Genomic DNA, 22,527 nt, shown 5'->3' with positions numbered 1-22,527 from the left:
CGGACCCCGGCCAGGGGGCTCCGCCCCCCGGCACCCCCCGCCAGGGCCAAAGGCCCGGGGGCCAATGGCCCCTGGACCCCAAACCCCGATGCGGGCCGGGCGGCAGGAAGCCGCCCGGCCCGCATCGGGGTTTTAACGGGCGCGCCACCCCGGGGCGCGTTCGTAAACGGGCAAGACGCCTTCGGGGCCCCGCCCTGGACACACGACCCAAGAGCCCGCCCCATCCCCCCAAAGAAAAAGGTCTTTTTGGGGGAAAGGGAGGGGGTCCGGGGGAGGGGAGAACCCCTTTTTCTCCTCAAGAAAAAGGGGTTCTCCCCTCCCCCGGCAGCCCCAGCCCCGGCGCACGCCGCGCGGCTAGTCGCGCAGGGCTTCGTCGGCCTCGCGTTCGGCCTTGCAGTCGGCGCACAGGGTGGTGACGGGGCGGGCCAGCAGGCGTGCGGGGGTGATGGGTTCGCCGCAGTCCTCGCAGATGCCGTAGGTGCCGTCTTCCAGGCGCCGCAGGGCCTGGTGGATCTTGCGGATCATCTTGTGCTCGCGGTCGCGCAGGCGCAGGACCATGGAGCGGTTGCTCTCGGCCTGGGCCAGGTCCACCACGTCGGCGAAGCGGTCGTCGGCGGCGGTCTCCTCGGCGGCTGTGGCCCGGCCCTTGGCGTCGATCTCGTCGAGCATGGCCCGCAGGTTCCGTTCCACCTGGGTGTAGTCCAGGCCCGGCACCTGGCCCCGGCTTTCCCGGGCGCGGCTTTCACCGGCCATCAGAGATACTCCTCGTCGTCCTCGTAGTCATCGGCAACCTCCGGCGCGTCGAGCACCTCGAAGCGCTGCACCTTGAGCACATGGCGGCCCTGCTTCTTGGTCAGGGTGCCGACCACCTGCACGTATTCATCCACGTAGTCCAGCAGTTGCGCGCCCTTGCCCGAGTCCTCGACGAGGTATTCGCGCATGTCGTCGGTGGCGATCTGCACGGCGGTCACTTCCTCGTCCTCGTCCCACTGGCAGGGATCGACGTAGCCTTCCACGGTGATCATTCCGGCGCTCTTCTTCATCGGAGCCTCGTCACAGGCGGTTCGGGGTTGCTGCGCTGCCCGCCGGGCAGCCTGAACGGGTAGCAACTCCCGGGCCAACTCGTATCCATCCGGAATACATGAACTATAAAAAGGCGCGCCCCTGGAAAAGTGGAACCCCTGGTTCCTATGCTGCGGGGCTGCGGGCGCCGCGCTCTGGGCGCCGCGCCTAGGGCGCTATTTGAATTCTTCCTTGCGGATGCCGTGACGGGTCATGAGCTTGTGCAGCTGGCGCGTGCTCACGCCCGCGTCCTTGGCCGAGCGGTTGATGCGCCCCTTGTGGCTGGCCAGCAGCTCCTTGATGTAGTGGCGCTCGGCGCTCTCCTTGGCCCGTTCGCGGAATTCGGCCAGGGTCAGGGACAGGTCCAGGGGCAGGGTGGCGGCCGGGGCCTCGTGCTCGAAGAGTTCGGCGGGGAAGCTCTCGGGGGTCAGGATGCGCGAGGTTTCCAGGATGAAGGCCCGCTCGACGAGGTTTTCCAGCTCGCGCACGTTGCCCGGCCAGGGGTAGCCCTCGAAGGCCGAGAGCACCGAGGGGTGCACGCCGGTGATGTCCTTCATCAGCTGGCGGCGCAGGCGTTCCATGAAGTAGTCCACCAGCAGGGGGATGTCCTCGCGGCGGTCGCGCAGGGCCGGGATCTCGATGGGGAAGACGTTCAGGCGGTAGTAGAGGTCCGAGCGGAAGTCGCCCTTGTCGCAGCGCTGGGCCAGGTCGTTGTTGGTGGCGGCGACGATGCGCGCGTCCATACTGATGGCCGCGTCGCCGCCCACGCGCTGGAAGACCTTGTCCTGGAGCACCTGGAGCAGCTTGATCTGCGCCGGGGGGGTGATGGTGCCCACCTCGTCGAGGAAGATGGTGCCCCCGGCGGCGATCTCGAAGCGCCCGAGCTTGCGCTTGACGGCGCCGGTGAAGGCGCCCTTTTCGTGGCCGAAGAGTTCGCTTTCGATGAGCGTGTCGGGGATGGCCCCGCAGTGGACGCTGACGAAGGGCCCGTCCTTGCGGTTGGACAGGGCGTGGATCAGCCGGGCGACCACGCCCTTGCCGGTGCCGGTCTCGCCGGTGATGAGCACGGTGGAGATGGTCGGCGCCACGAGGCGGGCCTTCTCGAAGACCTTGCTCATGGCCGGGTTGCGCGTGCCGACCACCTGGGTGTTGTCGCCCATGGCCGCCGCCGCACGGAAGTAGTCCACCTCGGTCTGCAGGCGGATGGCCTCGTGGATGGAGTCCACCACGTACTGGGTTTCCACCGGGTCCAGGGGGTAGGTCAGGTAGTTGTCGGCCCCGGCCTTCACGGCCTTGACCGCGTCGCGGATGCGGTCGGGCGCGGAGAGGGCCACGACGATCATCTGCGGGTTGTTGCCCCACAGGGGTTGCAGGGCGCGCTTGTAGCAGGCCGTGTCCTGGCGCTGGCCGCCGTCGAGGAAGCCGTTGTCCACGAAGGCCATGTCGTAGTGGCGGCGCACCAGGGCCGCGGGCAGTTCGCCCGGGTCGGCGCACATGTCCACCGAGGCCTCTGCGGCGAAGGCGTCGGCGACGATGCGCGGGGTGCGCTCGTCCCTGGTGGCGGCAAGGATGCGCTTCATCTGGTCGGCCTCCGGGGGGCCATGGCCCCTGTGGGCGTTAGTACCGGGAGCGCGCCCGCCTTGCAAGTACCCGCTGCACGTTCCCCGGATGCGGAACCGGATGTTCCCGAAACCAGGAACAGGAACTCGCAGTTCCTGTTTCAGGAACATGCCTGTTTCCAAGGCCATACGCCCCATGCGGGCTCCGGGGCCGCCCCGGGCAAGCCTTGCGGGGCCCGGCGCGCGGCGCCCCCCGGGGTCGCAAGGCAGGCGGAATGCGGCCTTGGGGAAAACAGGACGCCGCACGTCCGCATCCTGGGACATCAAACGAATTTAGCCAAATAATATCAGCATATTAAACATTGGCCCGAGGTTTGCTCTCTTCACCTCTGGCAAACCGGTGCGCAAGGGCGCCCGGGGCGCCAAGGAGCAGGCGGACATGAGCAAGCACACCAAGCCCAAGACCATCACCGTCACCGGCATCGTCGTGCCCAACGACTGGGACCGGGGCGGGCGGCTGTCCGAAGTCGTGCTGTGCGCGGCCGACGAGTCGGAATTCGTGCTCGCCGGAGACAAGCAGCGCGAGCTGTTCGCCCTGTGCCACCACAGGTTGAGCGTCACAGGCACCGAGGCCAGCGACGACCGGGGCCGCAGGGCGCTGGTCGTGGCCGGATACGCCGTGCTCGGCAACGAGGCCGACTGCGGCTACGAATCGGGATTCCAGATCTAGGCATGGGCGGAGTACCCCGCATGAGAACGCTGCAAACCACCCGGTTTTCCCTGGCGCTGTGCGCCTGGCTGCTGGCGGGCGCCCTGGCCGCCGCCGAGGCCTCGGCCAACGCCGTGGAGCCCTATTCCGGGCGGGGCCTGATTTTTTCCAGCGACGGCACCTTGTATTTCGAGGCCGAGGAAGGCGGGGTCTACCTGCTCGAAGGCGAGGACCTCGCCGACCACGAAGGCGCCGTGGTGCGCCTGACGGGCACCCTGAGCGACTCGCTGCACGCCATGCCCGTACTGTTCGTGGACAGCGTGACCGAAGAGCAGCCCGGCACGACCGACGACGCGCCCCGCCCCGAGACCGACCCGGGCGACCAGTAGCGGGGCCAACCACAGACCATCCGGGCCGCCGCAACGCGGGGCGCGGAGATGGGGGAACAACGAATGGACTACATGAGCGACACCGCACAAGCAGACAAACCTCCCCTGGAACAGGCCGAAGACCGGCCTCCCTCCGTACCCCGAACCCGTGACGCGGGCCCCCTGCGCCGCGAGCAGGCCCTCTTCGTGGAGAGCCGCGCCGCGCGCCAGTACCGCGAGCGTTTCCATCCCGGGGTCGATGCCCGCCAGTGGAGCGACTGGCACTGGCAGCTCAAGAACCGCCTGACCGGCCCGGACCGCTTCGCCGCCACCCTCGGCCTGACCGCCGACGAGGCCGCGGCCTTTGCTGGCGCCGCCGGGCTGCGCCTGCCCGTGGCCGTGACGCCCTACTACGCCTCGCTGCTGTACGCCGAGCGCCAGGCCAGCGGCCACGCCCTGGGCCGGACCATGCTGCCCTCGGCGGGCGAGTTCCCCACCGCCTGCCACGAGCTGGCCGACCCCCTGGGCGAGGAGCACGACAGCCCCGTGCCGGGCATCGTGCACCGCTACCCCGACCGGGTGCTGTTCCTGGTCACCGATTTCTGCGCGGCCTACTGCCGCTACTGCACGCGCTCGCGCCGCGTGGGCCGGCTCGAGGCCAAGAGCCGCATGACCCGCGTCTGGGACCAGGCCGTGGCCTACATCGCCGCCCACCCCGAGGTGCGCGACGTGCTCGTCTCCGGCGGCGACCCGCTGATGCTCTCCGACGCGGCCCTGGAGTACATCCTGTCGCGCCTCACGGCCATCCCGCACGTGGAGATCGTACGCATCGGCACCAAGGCGCCCATGGTCCTGCCCCAGCGCATCACTCCCCGGCTCACGCGCATGCTGCGCCGCTACCATCCGCTGCTGATGAGCATCCACTGCACGCACCCGGCGGAGCTGACCCCCGAGGCCGTGCAGGCCTGCGGCAGGCTGGCCGACGCGGGCATCCCCCTGGGCAGCCAGACCGTGCTGCTCACCGGCGTCAATGACGACGCAAGGACCCTGGGCGACCTGTTCCGGGGCCTGCTCAAGGCCCGCGTGCGCCCCTACTACCTCTACCTGTGCGACCAGGCGGCGGGCACCACCCATTTCCGCACCCCGGTGACCAGGGGCCTGGACATCATCCGCGCCCTGCGCGGCTTCACCTCGGGCTACGCCCTGCCGCACTTCGTGGTCGATCTGCCCGGCGGCGGCGGCAAGACCCCGCTGTGCCCCGACTACGTGGCGGGCGCCGACGGCCAGGACATCGTCTTCCGCAACTGGGAAGGCCGCGAATACCGCCTGCACGACCCCGCCTCGGCGGCGGTCCTGGCCCGGAGCGGCAAGCTGTCATGAAGATCGGCCTGACCTACGACCTGCGCGAGGACTACCTGGCCCAGGGCTACTCCCTGGCCGAGACCGCCGAGCTGGACAGCCCGGCCACCGTGGACGGCCTGGAGGCCGCCATCCGGGCCATGGGCCACGAGGTGGAGCGCATCGGCGGGCTGGCGCCCCTGGCCGGGGCCCTGGCCGCCGGGCGGCGCTGGGACCTGGTGTTCAACATCGCCGAGGGCATGCACGGCTTCGGGCGCGAGGCCGCCGTGCCCGCGCTGCTGGAGGCCTGGGGCATCCCCTGCACCTTCTCCGACCCGCTGGTGCTGGCCCTGGCCCTGCACAAGGGCATGACCAAGCGCGTGGTGCGCGACTGCGGCCTGCGCACGCCGGACTTCGCCGTCATCGAGCGCCTGGAGGACGTGGACCGCGTGGCCCTGCCCTACCCGCTGTTCGCCAAGCCCGTGGCCGAGGGCACCAGCAAGGGCGTGACCGGCAACTCCCTGGTGCTGGAGCCCTCGGGGCTGGTGCCCGTGTGCGCCGAGCTGCTCAAGACCTTCGCCCAGCCCGTGCTGGTGGAGGAATACCTGCCCGGGCGCGAGTTCACCGTGGGCCTGCTGGGCAGCGGGGAGCGCGCGCGCTCCGTGGGCGTGATGGAGGTCTTCGTGGTCGGCGGCGCCGACACCGGGGCCTACACCTTCGACAACAAGGCCGAGTACGAAAGCCGCATCCGCTACGAGCTGGCCGACGACGCCCCGGCGCGCGCGGCGGCGGAGCTGGCCCTGGCCTCCTGGCGCGCCCTGGGCTGCCGCGACGGCGGCCGGGTGGACGTGCGCCTGGACGCTGCGGGCCAGCCCGCGTTCATCGAGGTCAACCCCCTGCCGGGGCTCAACCCCTCGCACTCCGACCTGCCCATCATGTGGGCCCTGGCCGGAAAACCTTACGGGGCACTCATCGCGGCCATCGTGGACTCGGCCTGCGAGCGGCTGCCCCAGGGAGGGCCGCGCCCATGAAACGGGCCGTGCTGCTGCAAAACCGCCCCGGCCCCGGCGCCAGCGCCGACGACCGCGACACCCTGGTCCAGGCCGCCGCCGTGCGCAAGGCCCTGAAGACCCTGGGGCTGGACACGGCCTCGGTGTCCTTCACCCTGAACCTGCCCGACACGGCCTCGGCCCTGCGCGGGGCCGCGCCCGACGTGGTCTTCAACCTCGTGGAAGGCGGCGAGGGCGGCGGGCGCTGCATCCACTACGCCCCGGCCCTGCTCGAGGACATGGGCCTGCCCTTCACCGGGTCGGGCTCCTCGGCCATGGCCCTGTCATCCAACAAGCTCTTTGCCAAGGCCGTGCTGCGCGCGGCGGGCATCCCCACCCCCGACTGGCGCACCCTCTCCGCCCTGGGCGCCCCCGGGGCCGACGCCCAGGGCCGGTTCATCGTCAAGTCCGTGTGGGAGCACGCCTCCATCGGCCTGGGCGACGACGCCGTGCCCCGGGTGGACTGCGCGGGCGAGCTCTGCGCCCTGCTGCGCGAGCGCGCGCCTCTGCTCGGAGGCGAATGCTTCGCCGAGCGCTATGTGGAGGGCCGCGAGTTCAACGTCGCCGTGCTCGACGGGCCCCGCGGCCCGCAGGTGCTGCCCGTGGCCGAGATGCTCTTCACCGGGCAGTGGGCCGAGGGGATGCGCATCCTGGGCTACGCCGCCAAATGGGAGGAGGACAGCCAGGCCTACCGCTCCACGCAGCGCAGCTTCGAGCTGACCCCGGACGACGCGCCCCTGGCCCGGGCCCTGGCCGACGCGGCCCTGGACTGCTGGCGGGCCTTCGACCTGTGCGGCTACGCGCGCGTGGATTTCCGCGTGGGCGCCGACGGCGTGCCCATGGTCATCGACGTCAACGCCAACCCGTGCCTGTCGCCCGACGGCGGCTTCCGGGCCGCCCTGCGCCGGGCGGGCCTGGGCTTCGAGGAGGCCGTGATGCGCATCGTCCAGGCCGGGGTGGCGCGCCCCGGCTTCCCCCCGACCCGCAAGGCGGCCTGAGCGTGGCCGCGTGCGCCCCTGCGCGGGCCCTGGCCCTGCGCGAGACCGTCCGCCCCGAGGACCGGCAGGCCGTGATGGACGTAGCCGCCTCGTCGGGCTTCTTCTCCCCGGCGGAGGTGGACATGGCTGGCAGCCTCGTGGAGGAGCGCCTGCGCGACGGCGAGCCCAGCGGGTACTTCTTCGTGTTTGCGGAAGACAGCGCGGACAATGAGGTGGCACGCGGCGCCGGGGCCGCGCCCATGGCGGGGTTCGCCTGCTACGGCCCGGCCACCTACGCCCCCGACTGGGTGGACCTCTACTGGATCGCCGTGCACCAGTCGCGGCGCGGCGCGGGTGTGGGCAGCGCGCTGCTGGAGCAGGTGGAGCGGCGCGTGCGCGGCCCCCGGGCCACGACCCTGGTGGCCGAAACCTCCTCGCGCAGGCAGTACCAGCCCACCCGCGCCTTCTACGAGCACAAGGGCTTCGCCCTCATCGCCATGATGAAGAGCTTCTACGCCCCGGGCGAGCACAAGATCATCTACGCCAAGCGCCTGGACCCGCCGGGCCGCCCCTGATCCACCATCACGGTTGATTCCCGTCCCCGGATTGGGGTATTCTGGGGAACCGGACGGCACCCCCGCCCGGCTTCGCGGCGCGTTGCGCCGTGAAAACCCGCCCGCCGCACCGGTCCACGCCGGTCAGGCCCTGGGCCGCTCCGGGAACAAGGAACGCCGCACCCATGCCCCTGACCGTCCTGATCATCGACGACGAAGAATTCCTGCGCCGCAGCCTGGCGGATTTCATCGAGGACCTGGAGCACGAGCCCCTGCTGGCGGCCAACGGCAGGGAAGGCCTGGACCTCCTGGAGGCCGCGCAGCCCGCCTTCGTGTTCGTGGACCTGAACATGCCCGTCATGGACGGCTACGAGTTCATCGCCCGGGCCCGGGCGACGCACCCGGAGCTGCCCATCGTCGTACTCTCGGGCGTGGGGCTGGTGGAGGACGCCATGCGCGCCGTGCGCGCCGGAGCCTGGGACTTCATCCCCAAGCCGGTGACGGACTTCGCCGTGCTCGAGCACACCCTGACCAAGAACCTGGAGCGCGCCCGGCTGCTGCGCGAGAACCGCGAGCACCGCGAACACCTGGAGGAGATGGTCCGCCGCCGCACGGCGGAGCTGGAGCACACCCGGCTGGAGATCGTGCACACCCTGGGCAAGGCGGCGGAATACCGCGACAACGAGACCGGCAACCACGTCATCCGCGTGGGCAACATCGCCGCCGTGCTGGCCGGGGCCATGGGCCTGCCCCCCCGGCGCTGCGAGCTGCTGCGCCACGCCGCGCCCATGCACGACGTGGGCAAGATCGGCATCCGCGACTCCATCCTGCTCAAGCCCGGCAAGCTGACGCCCGAGGAGTGGGAGATCATGAAGACCCACACCCGCATCGGCTACGAGATCCTCACCCCCCGCGACGCCCAGAGCGAGCAGGACGTCTGCGGCCTGGCCCAGGCCCCCGTGGGCGACGAGCCCAACGCCCTGCTGGCCCTGGCGCGGACCATCGCCCTGTACCACCACGAGCGCTGGGACGGCACCGGCTACCCCTGCGGCCTCAAGGGCGAGGCCATTCCCATCGAGGCGCGCATCGTCACCGTGGTGGACGTCTACGACGCCCTGGGCAGCGAGCGCACCTACAAGGAGGCCTTCGACGAGCCCACCTGCCGACGCATCCTGCGCGAGGGCAGCGGCACGCACTTCGACCCCCAGGTCATCGAGGCCTTCTTCGCCAACATCAACACCGTGATGACCATCCGCCGCAACTGGCAGGACTAGCCGGACCGTCCGCCCTGCACTCCGGGAGCCCCGGAGCAGCCATCCCGCGTCAGCGCTGCATGAGCAGCGCCGTGCCCGCCACGGCCAGCACCGCGCCGAGCATGGCTCCGCCCGTGGGCCTGCGGCCCGTGCCGATCCAGATCACGGGCAGGATGAGGATGGGCGAGGTGGCCGAGAGGATGGCCACCACCCCGGCCGGGCCGTTACCCAGGGCGTGCAGCAGCAGGGTCATGCCCAGGGCCATGCCCACCAGGGCGGACAGGGCCACGCGGCCCAGAAGCCGCGCCGTGAGGGGCACCGGGCTGCCGCTGCGCCCGCCCGAGACCAGCCACAGCCCCAGCGCCGCCACGCCGCAGCGCATGGCCGAGGCGGCCACGGGATCGACCCCCGCGTCGAGCACGGGCTTGATGACGATGCTGCCCACGGCCTGGCAGGTGGCCGAGCACAGGCCGAAGAGCACGCCGACGGCGAGCGGACCGCGCACCTGCTCCCACTCGTGCTGCCGCCCGGCGGCGTGGCCGAAGTAGACGGCCAGCACCACGCCGGTCATGGTCAGGGCGCTGCCCGCCAGCACCTGCCAGCAGACCCGCTCGCCCAGGAAGACCACCCCGAGCAGGGCCGTGATGGGCGCGTTGGCCGTGAACAGGATGCCCGAGCGCCGGGGCCCCAGGCGGCGCACGGCGGAGAACAGGGCCGTATCGCCCACGAAGATGCCGATGAAGGCCGACAGGGCGACCACGGCCCCTTGGGCCCAGGTGAGGGTGGCAAAACCGCCCGAGGCCAGGGCCATGGCCCCGAGCATGGCGAAGGCCATGGAGATGCGCAGGCGGTTGAAGGGCAAGGCGCCCAGGGCCCGCGCCGGGCCCACGGAGATGACCCCGCCCAGGGACCAGCAGGCCGCGGCCCCAAGGGCGGAAAGCTCGGCGACGAACATGGGACGGTGCTCCGGGTGCAGTGTTCAGGCGCGCCAAACTAAAGCGCAACCGGTCCGGAATCAATACGAAAAGAGAGCGCGAACAGGGTGGAGCTCCCTGCGGGAGCAGGGCCCGGGAAGGGCGCATGGCCTGCCTGCCCCGGCTCCCGCCCGGCGGCAGAATGCACCAAGGCCCCCCGCCGGGAATCCCGGCGGGGGGCCTTGCGTCTGGTGTTCCGGGCGCCCCGGGAGGCCGGGGCGCACCGGGCACGCGGCCAGGCGCCGCGCCTCAATCCTCCCGGCAGTAGTGGCCCTCCAGGCGGCGGGGGGCGGCGGGGGGCGGCGCCGGAAGATCGCCCAGAGCCTCGGCGCCCGGGCCGCTGCCCGCCTGCTCGGCCAGCCAGTCGCGCAGGGCCGCGATGCGCGGGGTGGTCGCGTCCTGCGGGCGGGTGACGACAGAGTAGCACGAGGCCGTGGGCACGCGCAGGGGGAAGGGCTGCACCAGCTCGCCCTGGTAGAGGGCGTCGCGGATGAGCAGGCCCCGGCCCATGGCGATGCCCATGCCGCGCAGGGCCGCCCGCACGGCCAGCTCCCAGCGGTCGAAGCTGCAACAGCGCTCGAAGGGCAGGCCGCGCAGGCCCGCCGCGTCGGCCCACATCTGCCATTCGGAATACGGCTGGGCGCTGGGGATGGGCGCGTTGTCGTGCAGGAAGGTGCACTCCGCCAGCTTGCGCGCGTCGCCCCACAGCCCGTGACGGTCGGCATAGGCCGGAGAGCAGACCGGAGTCATGGACTCCTCCAGCAGCAGGGTGGCGTGCAGCCCGGGGTAGCTGCCCGGGCCGTAGTAGATGGCCAGGTCCACATCCTCGTGCTCGAAGTCCACCAGATCGTTGCGGCAGTGCAGATGCACATTGATGCCCGGGTAGCGCCGCCGGAACAGGGGCAGCCGGTCCAGCAGCCAGACCCCGGCGAAGGACGGCGGGCAGGTCACGCGCAGTTCGCCGTTGAGCCCCTGGTTGCCGATGATGCGCAGCTGGGCCGCCACCTCGCCCAGGGCCCGATCCAGCACGCCGAAGAGCGCCTCGCCCTGGGGCGTGAAGCCGATGCGCCGCGTGAAGCGGTGGAACAGCGGAAAGCCCAGGGTCTCTTCCAGGCCCCGGATGCGGTGGCTCACGGCCCCCGGGGTCAGGCACAGCTCCGCCGCCGCGCGGGTGAAGCTCATGTGCCGCCCCACCAGCAGGAAGGTGTGCAGCGCGCCCAGGGCCTGGGCCACGACCTGCTTGTCCATGGTTTAATCTCCCTCATCCATGCACGAAAAATCATCGTTTGTTTCCTGGGCCGTACCCTGGATAGGGTAACTTGGCAACCTGGGAAACCCAGGCAACCAACGACAACGATCCAAGGTGGTTATGAGCGAAGAATTGCAGCAGCACCCCCCCGGGACCGGCCCGGGGCCCGGGCCGGTCCCGGCCCTGCCGGAGCTTGTGCGGCGCTGGCCCGTGTTGGCCGACGTGGCCGCGACCCGTGAATTGTTTTGGGTCAACCCCCAGGCCTGGCCCGCCAGCCGGGCCCTGCCCACGGTGCCCCTGGGCCCCGCCGACGTGGCCGACGCCGCCGCGCGGCTGGAGCGCTTCCGGCCCTATCTGGCCCAGGTCTTCCCCGAAACCGCGCCCCAGGGCGGGCGCATCGAGTCGGCCCTGCGCGCGGCGCCCGCGTTGCAGGAGGCCCTGGCCCAGGCCGCCGGGCGGCCCTTCCCCGGGCGGCTGCTGGTCAAGCTGGACAGCCACCTGCCCATCTCCGGGTCCATCAAGGCCCGGGGCGGCATCTACGAAATCCTCAAGCTCGCCGAGACCGTGGCCCTGGACCGGGGCCTGCTGCGCCCCGGCGACGACTACGCCGCGCTGGCCTCCCCGGCAGCGCGCGAGCTGTTCGCGGGCTACTGCGTGGCCGTGGGCTCCACGGGCAACCTCGGCCTGAGCATCGGCATCATCGGCGCCGCCCTGGGCTTCCGGGTCACGGTGCACATGTCCGCCGACGCCAAGGCCTGGAAAAAGGCGCTGCTGCGCTCCAGGGGCGTGCAGGTGGTGGAGCACGCCGCAGACTACAGCCTGGCCGTGGCCGAGGGCCGCAGGCAGGCCCAGGACGACCCGTTCTGCCATTTCGTGGACGACGAGAACTCCCGCGACCTGTTCCTGGGCTACGCCGTGGCCGGGCAGCGCCTGAAGGCCCAGTTCGAGGAGCAGGGCCTGACCGTGGACATGGACCACCCGCTGTGCGTCTACCTGCCCTGCGGGGTGGGCGGCGGCCCCGGCGGCGTGACCCTGGGCCTCAAGCTGGCCTTCGGCGACGCCGTGCGCTGCTTCTTCGCCGAGCCCACCAGCGCCCCGTCCATGCTCGTGGGCCTGTGCACCGGGCTGCACGAGGCCATCAGCGTGCGCGACCTGGGCCTGGACGGGCGCACCGAGGCCGACGGGCTGGCCGTGGGCCGCCCCTCGGGCTTCGTGGGCCGGGCGCTGGAGCACTGCATCGACGGCGTGTTCACCGTGCGCGACCAGACCCTGTTCCGGCTGCTGGCCCTGGTGGAGCAGACCGAGGGCCTGCGCCTGGAGCCCTCGGGGCTGGCCGGGTTCCCGGGGGCCTGCCGGGTGGCCATGGCCCAGGCCGCCGGGCCCCGGGGCGCGCTGCCCACGACGACCCACCTGGTCTGGGCCACGGGCGGGGGCATGGTGCCCCCCGAAACCTGGGCGGCCTACGAGGCCCGGGCCGCCGCCCTCGGCGCAGGCCCCGGCGCGCCGCCATTGTTCTAGGCCCCGAGTCCGTCACCTTCCAGCCACGAGCAACCCTTTCCGCGGAGGAACAGCCATGCGAACCAAGTCCCTGTTGACGATCCTGGCCCTGGCCCTGGTCCTGGCCATGGGCCTGGCGGCGCCCGCCGCCGCCGCCCAGGCCGAGTACAAGTGGACCTTCAGCCAGCCCTGGGTCCGGCCCCTGGCCAACCAGGCCTACCAGTACTTCATCGACAAGACCAAGGAGTACACCGACGGCCGCGTGGAGATCGAACTCTTCGTGGACGGTCTGCTGGGCAACCACGACGAGACCTTCCACGGCGTGCAGGACGGCAGCATCACCATCGGCACCTTCTCGCCCTACGTGAGCCTGATTCCCGGCGGCGTGCTCAACTGGATGCCCTGGACCATCGCCTCCTGGGAGGAGGCCGAGCTGGCCTTCGCCCCCGAAACCGGCGTGCTCTCCGAGGTCATCGAGAAGGCCTACAACGAAGTGGGCATGCACACCCTCTTCCACGTCTCCCAGGGCGCCTACGGCATCGGCAACACCGTGCGGCCCATCCGCACCACCGCCGACTTCAAGAACCTGAAGATCCGCGTGTCCAGCTCCCTGGGCCTGGTGCGCGCCCTGGAGAACATGGGCAAGGGCACGGGCATGACCCTGACCACCCTGCCCTGGTCCGAAATCTACAACGCCCTGTCGCGCGGCGTGGTGGACGGCTGCTGGACCATGTGGCCATCCCTGGTGGACGAGCGGCACTACGAGGTCATGAAGTTCTACTCCGACCTCAACTTCTGCTGGGACAACCAGAACGTGGCCATCAACAAGGACGCCTGGGACGCCCTGCCCGACGAGCTCAAGGCCGGAGTCACCCGCGCCGCCGCCGAGGCCCAGCACTACGCCAACGAGCTGCACCGCAAGGCCGAGGCCGACTACATCCGCAAGCTCGAGCAGCAGCCCGGGTTCACCGTGGTCCGCCTGACCGACGCCGAGCGCGACGCCCTGCGCGAGGCCTCGGACGTGGCGCCCATCTGGAAGGAGCTGTGCGAGCCCTGGCTGGAGCAGCACTACCCCGGCCAGGACATGAGCGCCAAGCTCCAGCAGGCCCTGGCCGACATCCGCGACAAGGCCCGCGCCGCCAACTAGGCCCGGCCCGCGCCGCAGCGGGGGGCCGCCCGGCCCCCCGCATGGTCCACAGCCCCGGGAGACAGCATGAAACGACTCTACCTGACCCTGATCCGGGCCATCGCGCTGCTGGAAAGCACCCTGTGCTACTCCGGGCTCGTGCTCTGCTCGCTCATGGCCTTCGCCCAGGTCCTCAACCGCTACATCCTGCACCTCGAAATCATGTGGCTCGGCGACCTGACCCTGTACCTTTTCGTGCCGACCATGATCCTGTCCATCAGCCTGACCACCCGCGCCGGGGCCCACACCTCGGTGGACGTGTTCATGGACCTGGCCTTCGAGGGCCGCCCCCGGGCCCGGCAGGTGTACCGCGTGGGGGTGGACGCCCTGACCCTGGGCATCATCGTCTACATGCTGCCCATGGGCTTCAAGCTCTTTCGCCACGCCCTGAAATATCCCGAATACGGCACCCTGGTGCGCTGGTTCGACACCAGCTGGATCCGCCAGACCGTTTTCCTGATGCTTGTGCTGTGCGCTCTCCACGCCGCGCACCGCGTCGGCACGGGCGTCGCGGCCCTGCGCAAGGCCCCGGGCGCCGCCACGGAGGTGACCCCATGACCAGCGGAGTCCTTTTCGCCGTGGGCGCCTTCCTGGCGGGCCTGGTGCTGGCCGTGCCCCTGGGCTGGCTGTTCCTGGCCAGCACGGGCCTGGGCCTGGGCGTGTCCGGCATGCCGGACACCTTCATCATCGGCACCTTCTACCACTCCCTGAACAGCTACACCCTCATGGCCATCGGCTTCTTCGTCTTCGCCGGGAGCCTCATTTCCGAGGGCGGGCTGGCCGACCGCATTGTGGGCTTCTCGCACCTGCTGGTGGGCAAGGTCAAAGGCGGCATGGCCCTGGTGGGCATCATCGCCACGCTGTTCATGAGTGCGCTCACGGGCTCGTCGGTGCCCTGCATCTCGGCCCTGGTGCCGCTGCTGGTGCCGCGCCTGGAGAAGTACGGCTACCGCAAGGAGTACACCACCTCCGTGCTGTGCAGCGCGAGCTTCCTGGGCTACCTCATCCCGCCCAGCGTGCCCGCGCTGATCTACTGCCTGGTGGCCCAGCAGTCCGTGGCGGCGGTGTTCCTGTCCACGGTCGTGCCCGGCCTGCTGCTGGCCCTGGGCTACGCCATCCTCAACTACGGCATCTGCCACCGCTACATCGACCCCGCCAAGGCCGAGCATGTCGAGCCGGACATGACCCTGCCCCAGCGCCTGGCCCGCCTGCGCGGCGCGACCATGGGCGCCCTGCCCGCCCTGGGCTGCCCCATCGTCATCCTGGTGGGCATCTACGGGGGCATCTGCACGCCCAACGAGGCCGGGGCCGTGGCCGTGGTCTACTGCGTGCTCGTGGGCCTGTTCGTCTACCGCAAGCTGACCCTACCGGGCCTGAACCGGGCCATCGCCGGGTCGCTGGTCTCCATCGGCGTCATCGCCCTGCTCATCGCCTCGGGCACGGTGCTCGGGCGTTATCTGGTGCGCGCGGGCGTGGCCCAGCACCTGGCCGAACTGATGCTCGGCACCTTCGATTCGCGGTTCATGATCCTTCTGTCCATGAACGCCTTCCTGCTGCTCATGGGCATGTTCGTGGAGGCCATCCCGATCCTGATCCTCAGCGTGCCGCTGGTGCTGCCGCTGATGACCGGGCTGGGCGTGAACCTCGTGCACCTGGGGGCCATCTGCATCGTCAACGTGGGCCTGGGGGTCATCACCCCGCCCTTTGCCATGTCCATCTTCGTGGGCACGCGGCTGTCGGGCAGCACCTACCAGGAGGTGCTGCCCATCATGCTGCGCTACCTGTGCTGGGTGGGCATCCCCGTGCTGCTTTTGACCACCTACGTCCCGGCCCTGTCGTGCTGGCTGCCGAGCCTGGTGCTCGGGCCGCAGGCCGTGGGCGCCTGGTAGGGGGGGCTCGACCATGCAAGCCGATCTGCTGATCACCAACGCGCGCATCGTCAACGGCCTGGGCACGCCCTGGTTCCGGGGCGCGGTGGCCGCCCGGGGCGGGCGCATCGTGGCCATGGGCCCCGGGGCGGCGAGCCTGCCCGCCGCCGAGGTCGTGGACGCCCAGGACCGCTATCTGGCCCCGGGCTTCATCGACATGCACACCCACTCGGACTTCGACCTGCTGCGCAGCCCCGACGCCACGGGCAAGCTGCGCCAGGGCGTGACCACCCAGGCCATCGGCCACTGCGGCTACAGCGCCGCCCCGGTGTGCGACGAGCACCTCGCCCTGCTGGACGCCTACGCGGGCTTCCTCAAGGCCGGGGTCCAGCCGCCGTGGACCTGGCGCAGCTTCGCCCAGTGGCTGGCGCACCTGGAGGCCCTGCCCCTGGGCACCAACGTGGTCAGCTTCGTGGGCCACGGCACGCTGCGCATCGCGGTCATGGGCTTTTCGGACCAGCCCGCGAGCCCCGCGCAGCTGGCCGCCATGCGCGAGCTGGCCGCCCGGTGCATGGCCGAGGGCGCCGTGGGCATGACCAGCGGGCTGATCTACGCCCCGGGCATCTACGCGGACACCGACGAGCTGGTGGAGGTGGCCCGGGGCCTGGCGCCCCTGGGCGGGCTGTACGAAAGCCACATGCGCAACGAGTCCGACGATGTGGTGGCCAGCGTGGCCGAGCTGATCGAGGTCGGGCGGCGCGCGGGCGTCGCGGCCCAGATCTCGCACCACAAGGCCTGCGGGATGCAGAACTACGGGCTGGTGGGCCGGACCCTGGCCCTGGTGGACCAGGCCCGGGCCCAGGGCCAGGACGTGACCCTGAACTTCTACCCCTACGACGCGGCCAGCACCACCCTGCGGGCCATCCTGCCCGCCTGGGTCCAGGAGGGCGGCATGGGCGCCCTGGCCGCGCGGCTGGCCGACCCCGCCGTGCGCGAACGCCTGCGCGCCGAGATCGAGGACGGCCCCGGCGGATGGGACAACTACTACCGCAACAGCGGCGGGGCCCAGGGCGTGATCCTGCTCTTCTTCCCCAAGACCCCGCAGTACGAGGGCCGGACCCTGGCCGAGGCCGCGGCGGACATGGGCCGCCACCCCCTGGACGCGGCCTTCGACCTCATCGTGCGCAACCGGGGCGAGGACACCTGCGCCTACAAGATGATCAGCGAGGACGATATGGAGCGCATCATGCGCCATCCGGCGTCCATCGTGGCCTCGGACTCCATCCCCTGCGCCCCGGGGGGCAAGTCGCACCCCCGGCTCTCGGGCACCTTCCCGCGCGTGCTGGACCGCTACGTGCGCCAGCGCGGCGTGCTGTCCCTGGAAGAGGCCGTGCGCAAGATGAGCGCCATGCCCGCCCAGCGCATGGGCCTGTTCGACCGGGGCGTCATCGCCCCGGGCCTGGCGGCGGACCTGGTGCTGCTGGACATGGACCGCCTGCGCGACACGGCGACCTTCGCCGACCCGGCGGCGGCGCCCGAGGGCATCGACCTCGTGGTGGTCGGCGGCGCCGTGTGCCTGCGCGACGGCCAGCCCACGGACGCCCGCCCGGGCCGGGTGCTGCGCCCGGGCCGGACCGGCGGCGCCTGCTGACCCGCACCCGCCCTTGCGCCGCCCAGGGGCCGCCGCCGGCATGCACCGGGGGCGGCCCTTCGCGCCTGCCCCGGCAGGGCGAATTTCGCCCGCAGCCATGGGCCCTGCGGGCCGGGCAGCGCCGCCGCGCAAAGGCCCCCGGCCAGGGAACCCGCAACTTGTTGTTGAAAAAGGCCGCCAGATGATGGAATGTCCCCCAAGCGGACGGACAACACACCAAACCCCGGTCATCACCCCCCGCAACAGGGCCGGGCGGCACCCGTCAACCCTGGCAAGCCGACGGGCGGCACCTGCCACGAAGCACACGAGACCGCATGCCTCCTGCCCCAAAAACCGCAACGGCCCCGCGCGGCGGGCTTTCGGCCCGGCGCATGGCCATGGGCCTCGTCTCGCTGTCCCTGCTGGCCGGTCTGGCCTGGATGGTGGACCCGGCCCAGGCCCTGCGGCGCCTGGCCACCTTCCCGCCCGGCCTGCTGGCCGTGCTGGCGGTGCTCTTCGCGCTCAACCTGCTGCTGGTGTCCTTCCGCTTCTGGCGCATCGCGGCCCATTTCTCCATCGCCCTGCCCTGGGGCACGGCCCTGCGCGCCAACCTGGGGGGCCATGTGGCCGGGCTGTTCTTCATCCCCCTGGTCGGGCAGGTGGCCGGGCGCCAGGCGCTGCTGCGGGGCGCGGGCGTGCCGCCCCTGGTCAACACCTCCATCGCCGCCTACGAAAAAATCCTGCTGGCCGCCGCCAGCGGCACCCTGGCCCTGGTCGGCGCCTTCCTGCTCATGGAGTGGGACAGCGCCATGCACATGGTCAGCGAACTGTCCCTGCCCCAGGTGGCCCTGGCCGGGGCCTGCGGCTACGGTCTGAGCCTGCTGCTTGGCGGCGGACGCTTCGAGCGCGGCCTGCTGCGCAGCTGCCTGCGCTGGCCCAAGCTGATCCAGGTGGGCGAGACCCTCGGCGTGACCCTGCTCGGGCAGGCGGTGATGATCTCCTGCTTCGTGCTGGGCTTCCACACCGTGGCCCCGCAGGTCGCCCTGCTGGACCTGTTCGCGGCCTCTGCCGTGGTCAGCTTCGCCGCCAGCCTGCCCCTGAGCGTGGGCGGCTGGGGCACCCGCGAGCTGGCGGCGGTCTACTGCCTGGGCAAGCTCGGCGTGCCCGCGCCCGACGCCCTGGCGGTGTCCATCCTCATCGGCCTGTGCTCCACCGCCGTGCTGCTGGCCACGACCCCGCTGCTGCTGCGCCGGGGCGGGGCGCCCGCCGCCGCGCCCGAGGCCGCCGCCCAGCCACCCGCGCTCATGGAGCGCACCTCCTCCTGGCTGCTGGGCGCGGTCATGGCCGTGGCCGTGTTCTTCCAGGTCCACGTCGTGCTGGCTGGCACGACGACCAACCTCAACCTGGCCGACCCCTTCGCCCTGCTGGCCCTGGCCGCGCTGACCCTGCACTGCCTGGCCCAGCGGCGGCTCCCGGCCTGGCGCGTGCCGGGGTTCAACGCCGTGCTGGCCTGCGCGCTGCTCGTGCTGGGCACGGGGCTGCTGCTCGGCCTGCGCGAGGTGGGCCCGACCCAGTGGGCGGGCGGCCGGGGCATGGGCGCGCTGGTGCTGCTGGGCTACTGCGCGGGCGGCGCCCTGCTCGTCGCCCACCACGGCGCCCACGGGCTGCGCCGCGTGGTGGAAATCCTGGCCGCCGTGGCCTGCACCATCGTGGTCCTGCAGATCGTGCTGCGCGGGCTGGCCCTGTACGGGTTCGACCTGCCCCGGGACTCGAATTTCGCGGGCTACGCGGCCAACCGCAACGCCTTCTCCTTCCAGCTGCTCTGTGTGACCGGGGCCCTGCTGGGCTACGCCGCCGTGCATGCCCGGGCCACGGCGCGGGCCGGGCGGCGCTCCGTGCTGGGGCTGGCCCTGGGCCTGCTGCTGGGCGGGCTGCTGCTCAGCGGCTCGCGCGCGGGGCTGGGGACGGCGGCGCTGCTCCTGGCCGCCGCCTGGGCCGCCGGGCGGCTCCCGGTCCGCACGCTGCTGACGGCCGGGGCCATCGCCCTGGGCCTCTGGGTCCTGGCCCACCCCGTGGCTTCGCCCGACGCCTCGCGCTTCCTTTACGCCCTGCCAGGGCGCATCATCGAACAACCCTTGACCGACGCCCAGTTGCGCAGCGCCGCGATCCTGGAGCACGCCCGCTGGAGCGCCAACTGGGAAGCCCTGAGGCTGTGGACCCAGGCCCCCGTCCTGGGCAGCGGGCTGGGGGTGTTCTACGCCAAGAGCCAGGCCCTGGTCGGCCAGGCCATCACCGTCCACAGCACGCCCATCTGGGTGCTGGCCGAGTTCGGGCTGGCGGGCATGGCCGTGCTGCTCGCGGGGGTCGCGCTCCTGGGGCGCCACGCCCTGCGCGGCTGGCGGGGCGCGGCCCACGCCCGGGCCCTGGGGCTCGTGCTGCTGGGCTTCGCGGTGTTCTGCCAGGTCCACGAGGTGCTCTACCAGCGCATCTTCTGGCTGCTGCTGGGCGCCCTGCTGGCCCTGCCCCGCGCGGCGGAGCCGCACCTCCCCGGCGCCGACGCCCCGCCGCCTCCCGCCCCGCAGACGTAAAAAGGCCCGGGATCGCCCCCGGGCCTGGAAAGCCGTGCGCTGCGCGCCCGCGTGGCGCGCAGCCCTCAGTCGGCCCTGGCGTAGCCCAGGCGGGCCAGCCTGTTGCGCCACTGGCGGTCGTCCTGCTCGCAGGTCTCCACCAGACGGCACTGGTCCGCCGGAGGCACGAGGCCGCAGCCCTCCAGGTAGTCCACCACCCGGCCCACGCTCGCGGCCACATCCTCGCGGTCCGTGAAGCAGGTGACCTCGGGGGCGGCCGGCTCCTCGTAGGGGTCCGAAATTCCAGTGAAGTTGGCGATCTGCCCGGCCCGGGCCCGGGCATAGAGACCCTTGACGTCGCGGCGTTCGGTGACTTCCAGCGGGCAGTTCACGAACACCTCGACGTAGGTCTCCAGCAGCTCGCGGTTCTGCTCGCGGGCCTGGGCGTAGGGTGCGATGGCCGCCACCACGCTGATGACCCCGTGGCGGTTGAGCAGGTGCGAAACAAAACCGATGCGCCGCACGTTCACGTCGCGGTCGCGGCGCGAAAAGCCCAGCTCGGAGCTGAAGTTGTTACGGATGAGGTCGCCGTCCAGCAGCTCCGCAGCCAGCCCCCGACGGCGCAGCTCCATGTAGACGCAGCGCGACAACGTGGTCTTGCCCGCGCCGGACAGCCCGGTGAACCAGAGGGTGAAGCTCATGGGGAAGGTCTTCCCGGATAGGGGGTTCCTGGAACGGCCCGGCAAGGCCCTGTGCACTGCATGGCGCACGATACCGCCCGCCGGAGGGAAAGGCAAGGCGGCGCGGGGGCGGACGCGGGCGCGGGCAAACCGGGACACCTTTGGGGCACAGCCCGGCGTCACGAGTGAAAAACAGGCGCCTACGGCAGCACCCAATGCCTCCGTAACCACCTGAATTTGTTCTGGTGCCCAGGGCGGGACTTGAACCCGCACAGCCTTGCGGCCCAGGGATTTTAAGTCCCTTGTGTCTACCAGTTCCACCACCCGGGCAGGGTGGGGTTTCTTAGCCTGGGGTGGGGGAGGGCGTCAATGCGGGGGCGCTTGGGTGCGGGGCTGACCGGGGGGGACGGGGCAACCCCGCCCCGGGGTCTGGCATCGGCCAGTTTTCCTTTCCGCCCGCCCTCTGCCTGCACCCCCAGCCCCGCCACCCGCGCCGCGCCCATGGACGCCCCTTCCGGCGCGCCGTCTGATCCGGCGCGGCCCTCGGGCGCCCCGTGGGCCGGCAGGCCCCGGAAATCCGTGCCCCTTCCCGGTCTTGTCCTGTTCATGGCCGAGGGCGGGCGGATGCTGCTTGCCGTGCGCCCGGAAATCCGCCCCCCACTCCGGCCTTGCCTTGGGCCGCAAAGGGTGCCATGAGCACAGCCGTGCCCATGCCGCAGCCCGCGCCGCAGCCCGCGCCGCCGGACCATCGGCCCCGGCGCCCGCTTCCCGGTGGTGCCCCGCCGCCCCGGGCCGCCCCGGGCCGCGCCAGCCCCCCCGCCCGGCTGCGGCTGCCCACGGAGACGCCCCATGACCCACATCGACCCCGACTCCACCACCGCCCACGTCCGCCACGGCGTGAAAACCGGCCTGGCCTCGGTGGCCGCCTTCGCCGCGGCCCAGGCCCTGGACCTGCAATTCGGCTACTGGGCGGCCCTGTCTGCGGTCATCGTCATGCAGCTCTCGGTGGCCGACTCGGTGCAGATGTGCTGGTACCGCCTTTCGGGCACGGCCATCGGCGCGCTTTTCGCCGTGGTGGCCATCCTGGCCTTCCCCCAGACCCCGGCCATGACCTACCTGGCCCTGTTCCTGTCCGTGGCGTTTTGCGCCTACATGACGCGCTACAACGCGCGCTACCGCATGGCCGCCATCACCACCTGCATCGTGTTCCTGGCCAGCCTGGGCCAGCAGGAGGGCCGCCTGCTCTTCGGCCTGGAGCGCGTGCTGGAAATCGCCATCGGCGTGGGCTGCGCCTTTGCCGTCAGCGTGCTGCTCTGGCCCCAGCGCGCCGGGGACGAGCTCCAGCAGCGCCTGCGCGGCCAGTTCACCCGGGGCGCCGAGCTGTACGGCACCCTGCTGGACGCCTTCCTGCGCCGCCAGTCGGGGCTGGACCCGGCCCTGCTGGACGGCTTCGCCGCCGCCGTGGCCGCCAACCGGGGCCTGCTCCAGAAGGTGCTGCGCCACGAGCGCCTGTTCTACCGCGACGACACCCGCGCCCTGGGCCTCAAGGTGGACACCCTGGACTCCTGCGCCCGCCACCTGCGGGCCATGCTGCACTCGCTCAACGACTCCCAGGGCCAGGGCTACGACATCCTCATGGAGCCCGAGCTGCGCACCCTGGCCGCGGCCACCCAGGAGGCCATGCACGCCATCGGCCAGGGCCTGCCCCCGCGCCCCGAGGCCCTGGACGCCGCCCTGGCCGCCGCCGAAACCCGCCTGGGCGAGCTGCGCGACCAGGGCGCCACCCGCCGCTTCCACCTGCACAAGCTCATGCAGTTCTTCTCCTTCTTCCACTGCCTGCGCTTTCTGGGCTGCGACCTGCTGCGCCACGCCCGGGGCGGCGAGGCCCCCGGCGCCCCGGCCCCCGGAGGCGACACCGCGCCGCAGGGCTGACCCCGCGCCCATCCGTGCGCGCGCACCGCGCCGTCCTGCACGCCAGCAAAGCCCGGTTCGCCGCAATCCGGCCCG

General features: G+C 71.7%; 20 protein-coding genes and 1 tRNA gene. 14 read left to right on the top strand and 7 right to left on the bottom strand.

Going from position 1 to position 22,527, the window contains the following annotated elements; all coding sequences use genetic code 11:
* Nucleotides 1-354 precede the first annotated feature (354 nt).
* The 3 genes from G495_RS0109360 to G495_RS0109350 form a co-directional block, all read right to left on the bottom strand.
* Nucleotides 355-753 carry a TraR/DksA family transcriptional regulator gene (locus tag G495_RS0109360; RefSeq protein ID WP_245588402.1) on the bottom strand — a complete coding sequence of 133 codons (399 nt, stop codon included), beginning with the start codon at nucleotides 751-753 and terminating at the stop codon, nucleotides 355-357.
* A complete protein-coding gene (locus G495_RS0109355) occupies nucleotides 753-1,043 on the bottom strand; it encodes a hypothetical protein (RefSeq protein WP_156939656.1) in 291 nt (96 codons plus the stop codon). The genes G495_RS0109360 and G495_RS0109355 overlap by 1 nt, the downstream gene beginning before the upstream one ends.
* Nucleotides 1,044-1,238: 195 nt before the next feature.
* Entirely contained in the window at nucleotides 1,239-2,642 is a 1,404-nt protein-coding gene (locus G495_RS0109350; protein ID WP_028587597.1) for a sigma-54-dependent transcriptional regulator, read from the bottom strand.
* Nucleotides 2,643-3,060: 418 nt separating this feature from the next.
* On the opposite strand from G495_RS0109350, the gene G495_RS0109345 reads away from it, so the two are divergent.
* The 7 genes from G495_RS0109345 to G495_RS0109315 all read left to right on the top strand — a co-directional run bounded on the left by G495_RS0109345 (nucleotide 3,061) and on the right by G495_RS0109315 (nucleotide 8,890).
* Entirely contained in the window at nucleotides 3,061-3,351 is a 291-nt protein-coding gene (locus G495_RS0109345; RefSeq protein WP_028587596.1) for a hypothetical protein, read from the top strand.
* A 20-nt stretch (nucleotides 3,352-3,371) separates the two neighbouring features.
* On the top strand, nucleotides 3,372-3,719 hold the full coding sequence (locus tag G495_RS0109340; RefSeq protein WP_028587595.1) for a hypothetical protein: 348 nt from the start codon (nucleotides 3,372-3,374) through the stop codon (nucleotides 3,717-3,719).
* Between the two features lie 63 nt (nucleotides 3,720-3,782).
* Nucleotides 3,783-5,078, top strand: coding sequence for a KamA family radical SAM protein (locus tag G495_RS18490; RefSeq protein ID WP_051445236.1), 1,296 nt, complete (start codon nucleotides 3,783-3,785; stop codon nucleotides 5,076-5,078).
* Nucleotides 5,075-6,067: a D-alanine--D-alanine ligase family protein gene (locus G495_RS0109330; RefSeq protein ID WP_028587594.1), complete on the top strand. Its 993-nt coding sequence runs from the start codon at nucleotides 5,075-5,077 to the stop codon at nucleotides 6,065-6,067. The genes G495_RS18490 and G495_RS0109330 overlap by 4 nt, the downstream gene beginning before the upstream one ends.
* Nucleotides 6,064-7,083, top strand: coding sequence for a D-alanine--D-alanine ligase family protein (locus G495_RS0109325; protein ID WP_028587593.1), 1,020 nt, complete (start codon nucleotides 6,064-6,066; stop codon nucleotides 7,081-7,083). The genes G495_RS0109330 and G495_RS0109325 overlap by 4 nt, the downstream gene beginning before the upstream one ends.
* A gap of 2 nt (nucleotides 7,084-7,085) precedes the next feature.
* Nucleotides 7,086-7,637, top strand: coding sequence for a GNAT family N-acetyltransferase (locus tag G495_RS0109320; RefSeq protein WP_051445235.1), 552 nt, complete (start codon nucleotides 7,086-7,088; stop codon nucleotides 7,635-7,637).
* A gap of 164 nt (nucleotides 7,638-7,801) precedes the next feature.
* The gene (locus tag G495_RS0109315; protein ID WP_035251593.1) at nucleotides 7,802-8,890 is read left to right on the top strand and encodes an HD domain-containing phosphohydrolase; all 1,089 of its coding nucleotides are present in this window, start codon (nucleotides 7,802-7,804) and stop codon (nucleotides 8,888-8,890) included.
* A 49-nt stretch (nucleotides 8,891-8,939) separates the two neighbouring features.
* Here the strand turns inward: G495_RS0109315 and G495_RS0109310 are convergent, their stop codons facing one another.
* Both G495_RS0109310 and G495_RS18485 read right to left on the bottom strand, forming a co-directional pair.
* A complete protein-coding gene (locus G495_RS0109310; protein ID WP_028587590.1) occupies nucleotides 8,940-9,824 on the bottom strand; it encodes a DMT family transporter in 885 nt (294 codons plus the stop codon).
* Nucleotides 9,825-10,092: 268 nt separating this feature from the next.
* Nucleotides 10,093-11,091, bottom strand: a complete 999-nt coding sequence (locus G495_RS18485) for a LysR substrate-binding domain-containing protein (protein ID WP_051445234.1) — start codon at nucleotides 11,089-11,091, stop codon at nucleotides 10,093-10,095.
* A gap of 121 nt (nucleotides 11,092-11,212) precedes the next feature.
* Between G495_RS18485 and G495_RS0109300 the strand changes: the two genes are divergently transcribed.
* The 6 genes from G495_RS0109300 (at nucleotide 11,213) to G495_RS0109275 (ending at nucleotide 19,861) form a co-directional block, all read left to right on the top strand.
* Nucleotides 11,213-12,610 carry a D-serine ammonia-lyase gene (locus tag G495_RS0109300; protein ID WP_084458087.1) on the top strand — a complete coding sequence of 466 codons (1,398 nt, stop codon included), beginning with the start codon at nucleotides 11,213-11,215 and terminating at the stop codon, nucleotides 12,608-12,610.
* A 55-nt stretch (nucleotides 12,611-12,665) separates the two neighbouring features.
* Nucleotides 12,666-13,736 carry a TRAP transporter substrate-binding protein gene (locus G495_RS0109295; RefSeq protein WP_028587588.1) on the top strand — a complete coding sequence of 357 codons (1,071 nt, stop codon included), beginning with the start codon at nucleotides 12,666-12,668 and terminating at the stop codon, nucleotides 13,734-13,736.
* A 66-nt stretch (nucleotides 13,737-13,802) separates the two neighbouring features.
* Nucleotides 13,803-14,333, top strand: a complete 531-nt coding sequence (locus G495_RS0109290; RefSeq protein ID WP_028587587.1) for a TRAP transporter small permease — start codon at nucleotides 13,803-13,805, stop codon at nucleotides 14,331-14,333.
* Nucleotides 14,330-15,664 carry a TRAP transporter large permease gene (locus tag G495_RS0109285; RefSeq protein WP_028587586.1) on the top strand — a complete coding sequence of 445 codons (1,335 nt, stop codon included), beginning with the start codon at nucleotides 14,330-14,332 and terminating at the stop codon, nucleotides 15,662-15,664. The genes G495_RS0109290 and G495_RS0109285 overlap by 4 nt, the downstream gene beginning before the upstream one ends.
* A 13-nt stretch (nucleotides 15,665-15,677) precedes the next feature.
* Nucleotides 15,678-17,294, top strand: coding sequence for an N-acyl-D-amino-acid deacylase family protein (locus G495_RS0109280; RefSeq protein WP_028587585.1), 1,617 nt, complete (start codon nucleotides 15,678-15,680; stop codon nucleotides 17,292-17,294).
* 314 nt (nucleotides 17,295-17,608) lie between these two features.
* Complete coding sequence (locus tag G495_RS0109275; protein WP_084458085.1) at nucleotides 17,609-19,861, top strand: lysylphosphatidylglycerol synthase transmembrane domain-containing protein; 2,253 nt, start codon at nucleotides 17,609-17,611, stop codon at nucleotides 19,859-19,861.
* A 65-nt stretch (nucleotides 19,862-19,926) separates the two neighbouring features.
* Here the strand turns inward: G495_RS0109275 and cysC are convergent, their stop codons facing one another.
* On the bottom strand, nucleotides 19,927-20,541 hold the full coding sequence (gene cysC, locus G495_RS18480; RefSeq protein ID WP_035251588.1) for an adenylyl-sulfate kinase: 615 nt from the start codon (nucleotides 20,539-20,541) through the stop codon (nucleotides 19,927-19,929).
* A 222-nt stretch (nucleotides 20,542-20,763) separates the two neighbouring features.
* Nucleotides 20,764-20,850, bottom strand: a tRNA-Leu gene (locus tag G495_RS0109265).
* Nucleotides 20,851-21,369: 519 nt separating this feature from the next.
* Between G495_RS0109265 and G495_RS18475 the strand changes: the two genes are divergently transcribed.
* Nucleotides 21,370-22,452: an FUSC family protein gene (locus G495_RS18475; protein WP_051445233.1), complete on the top strand. Its 1,083-nt coding sequence runs from the start codon at nucleotides 21,370-21,372 to the stop codon at nucleotides 22,450-22,452.
* The last annotated feature ends 75 nt before the right edge of the window (nucleotides 22,453-22,527 follow it).

The organism is Desulfocurvus vexinensis DSM 17965 (assembly GCF_000519125.1).
Taxonomy (GTDB): Bacteria; Desulfobacterota; Desulfovibrionia; order Desulfovibrionales; family Desulfovibrionaceae; genus Desulfocurvus; species Desulfocurvus vexinensis.
The sequence above is the reverse complement of the archived record's forward strand: the minus strand, read 5'-3'. Positions and strand labels throughout refer to the sequence as shown.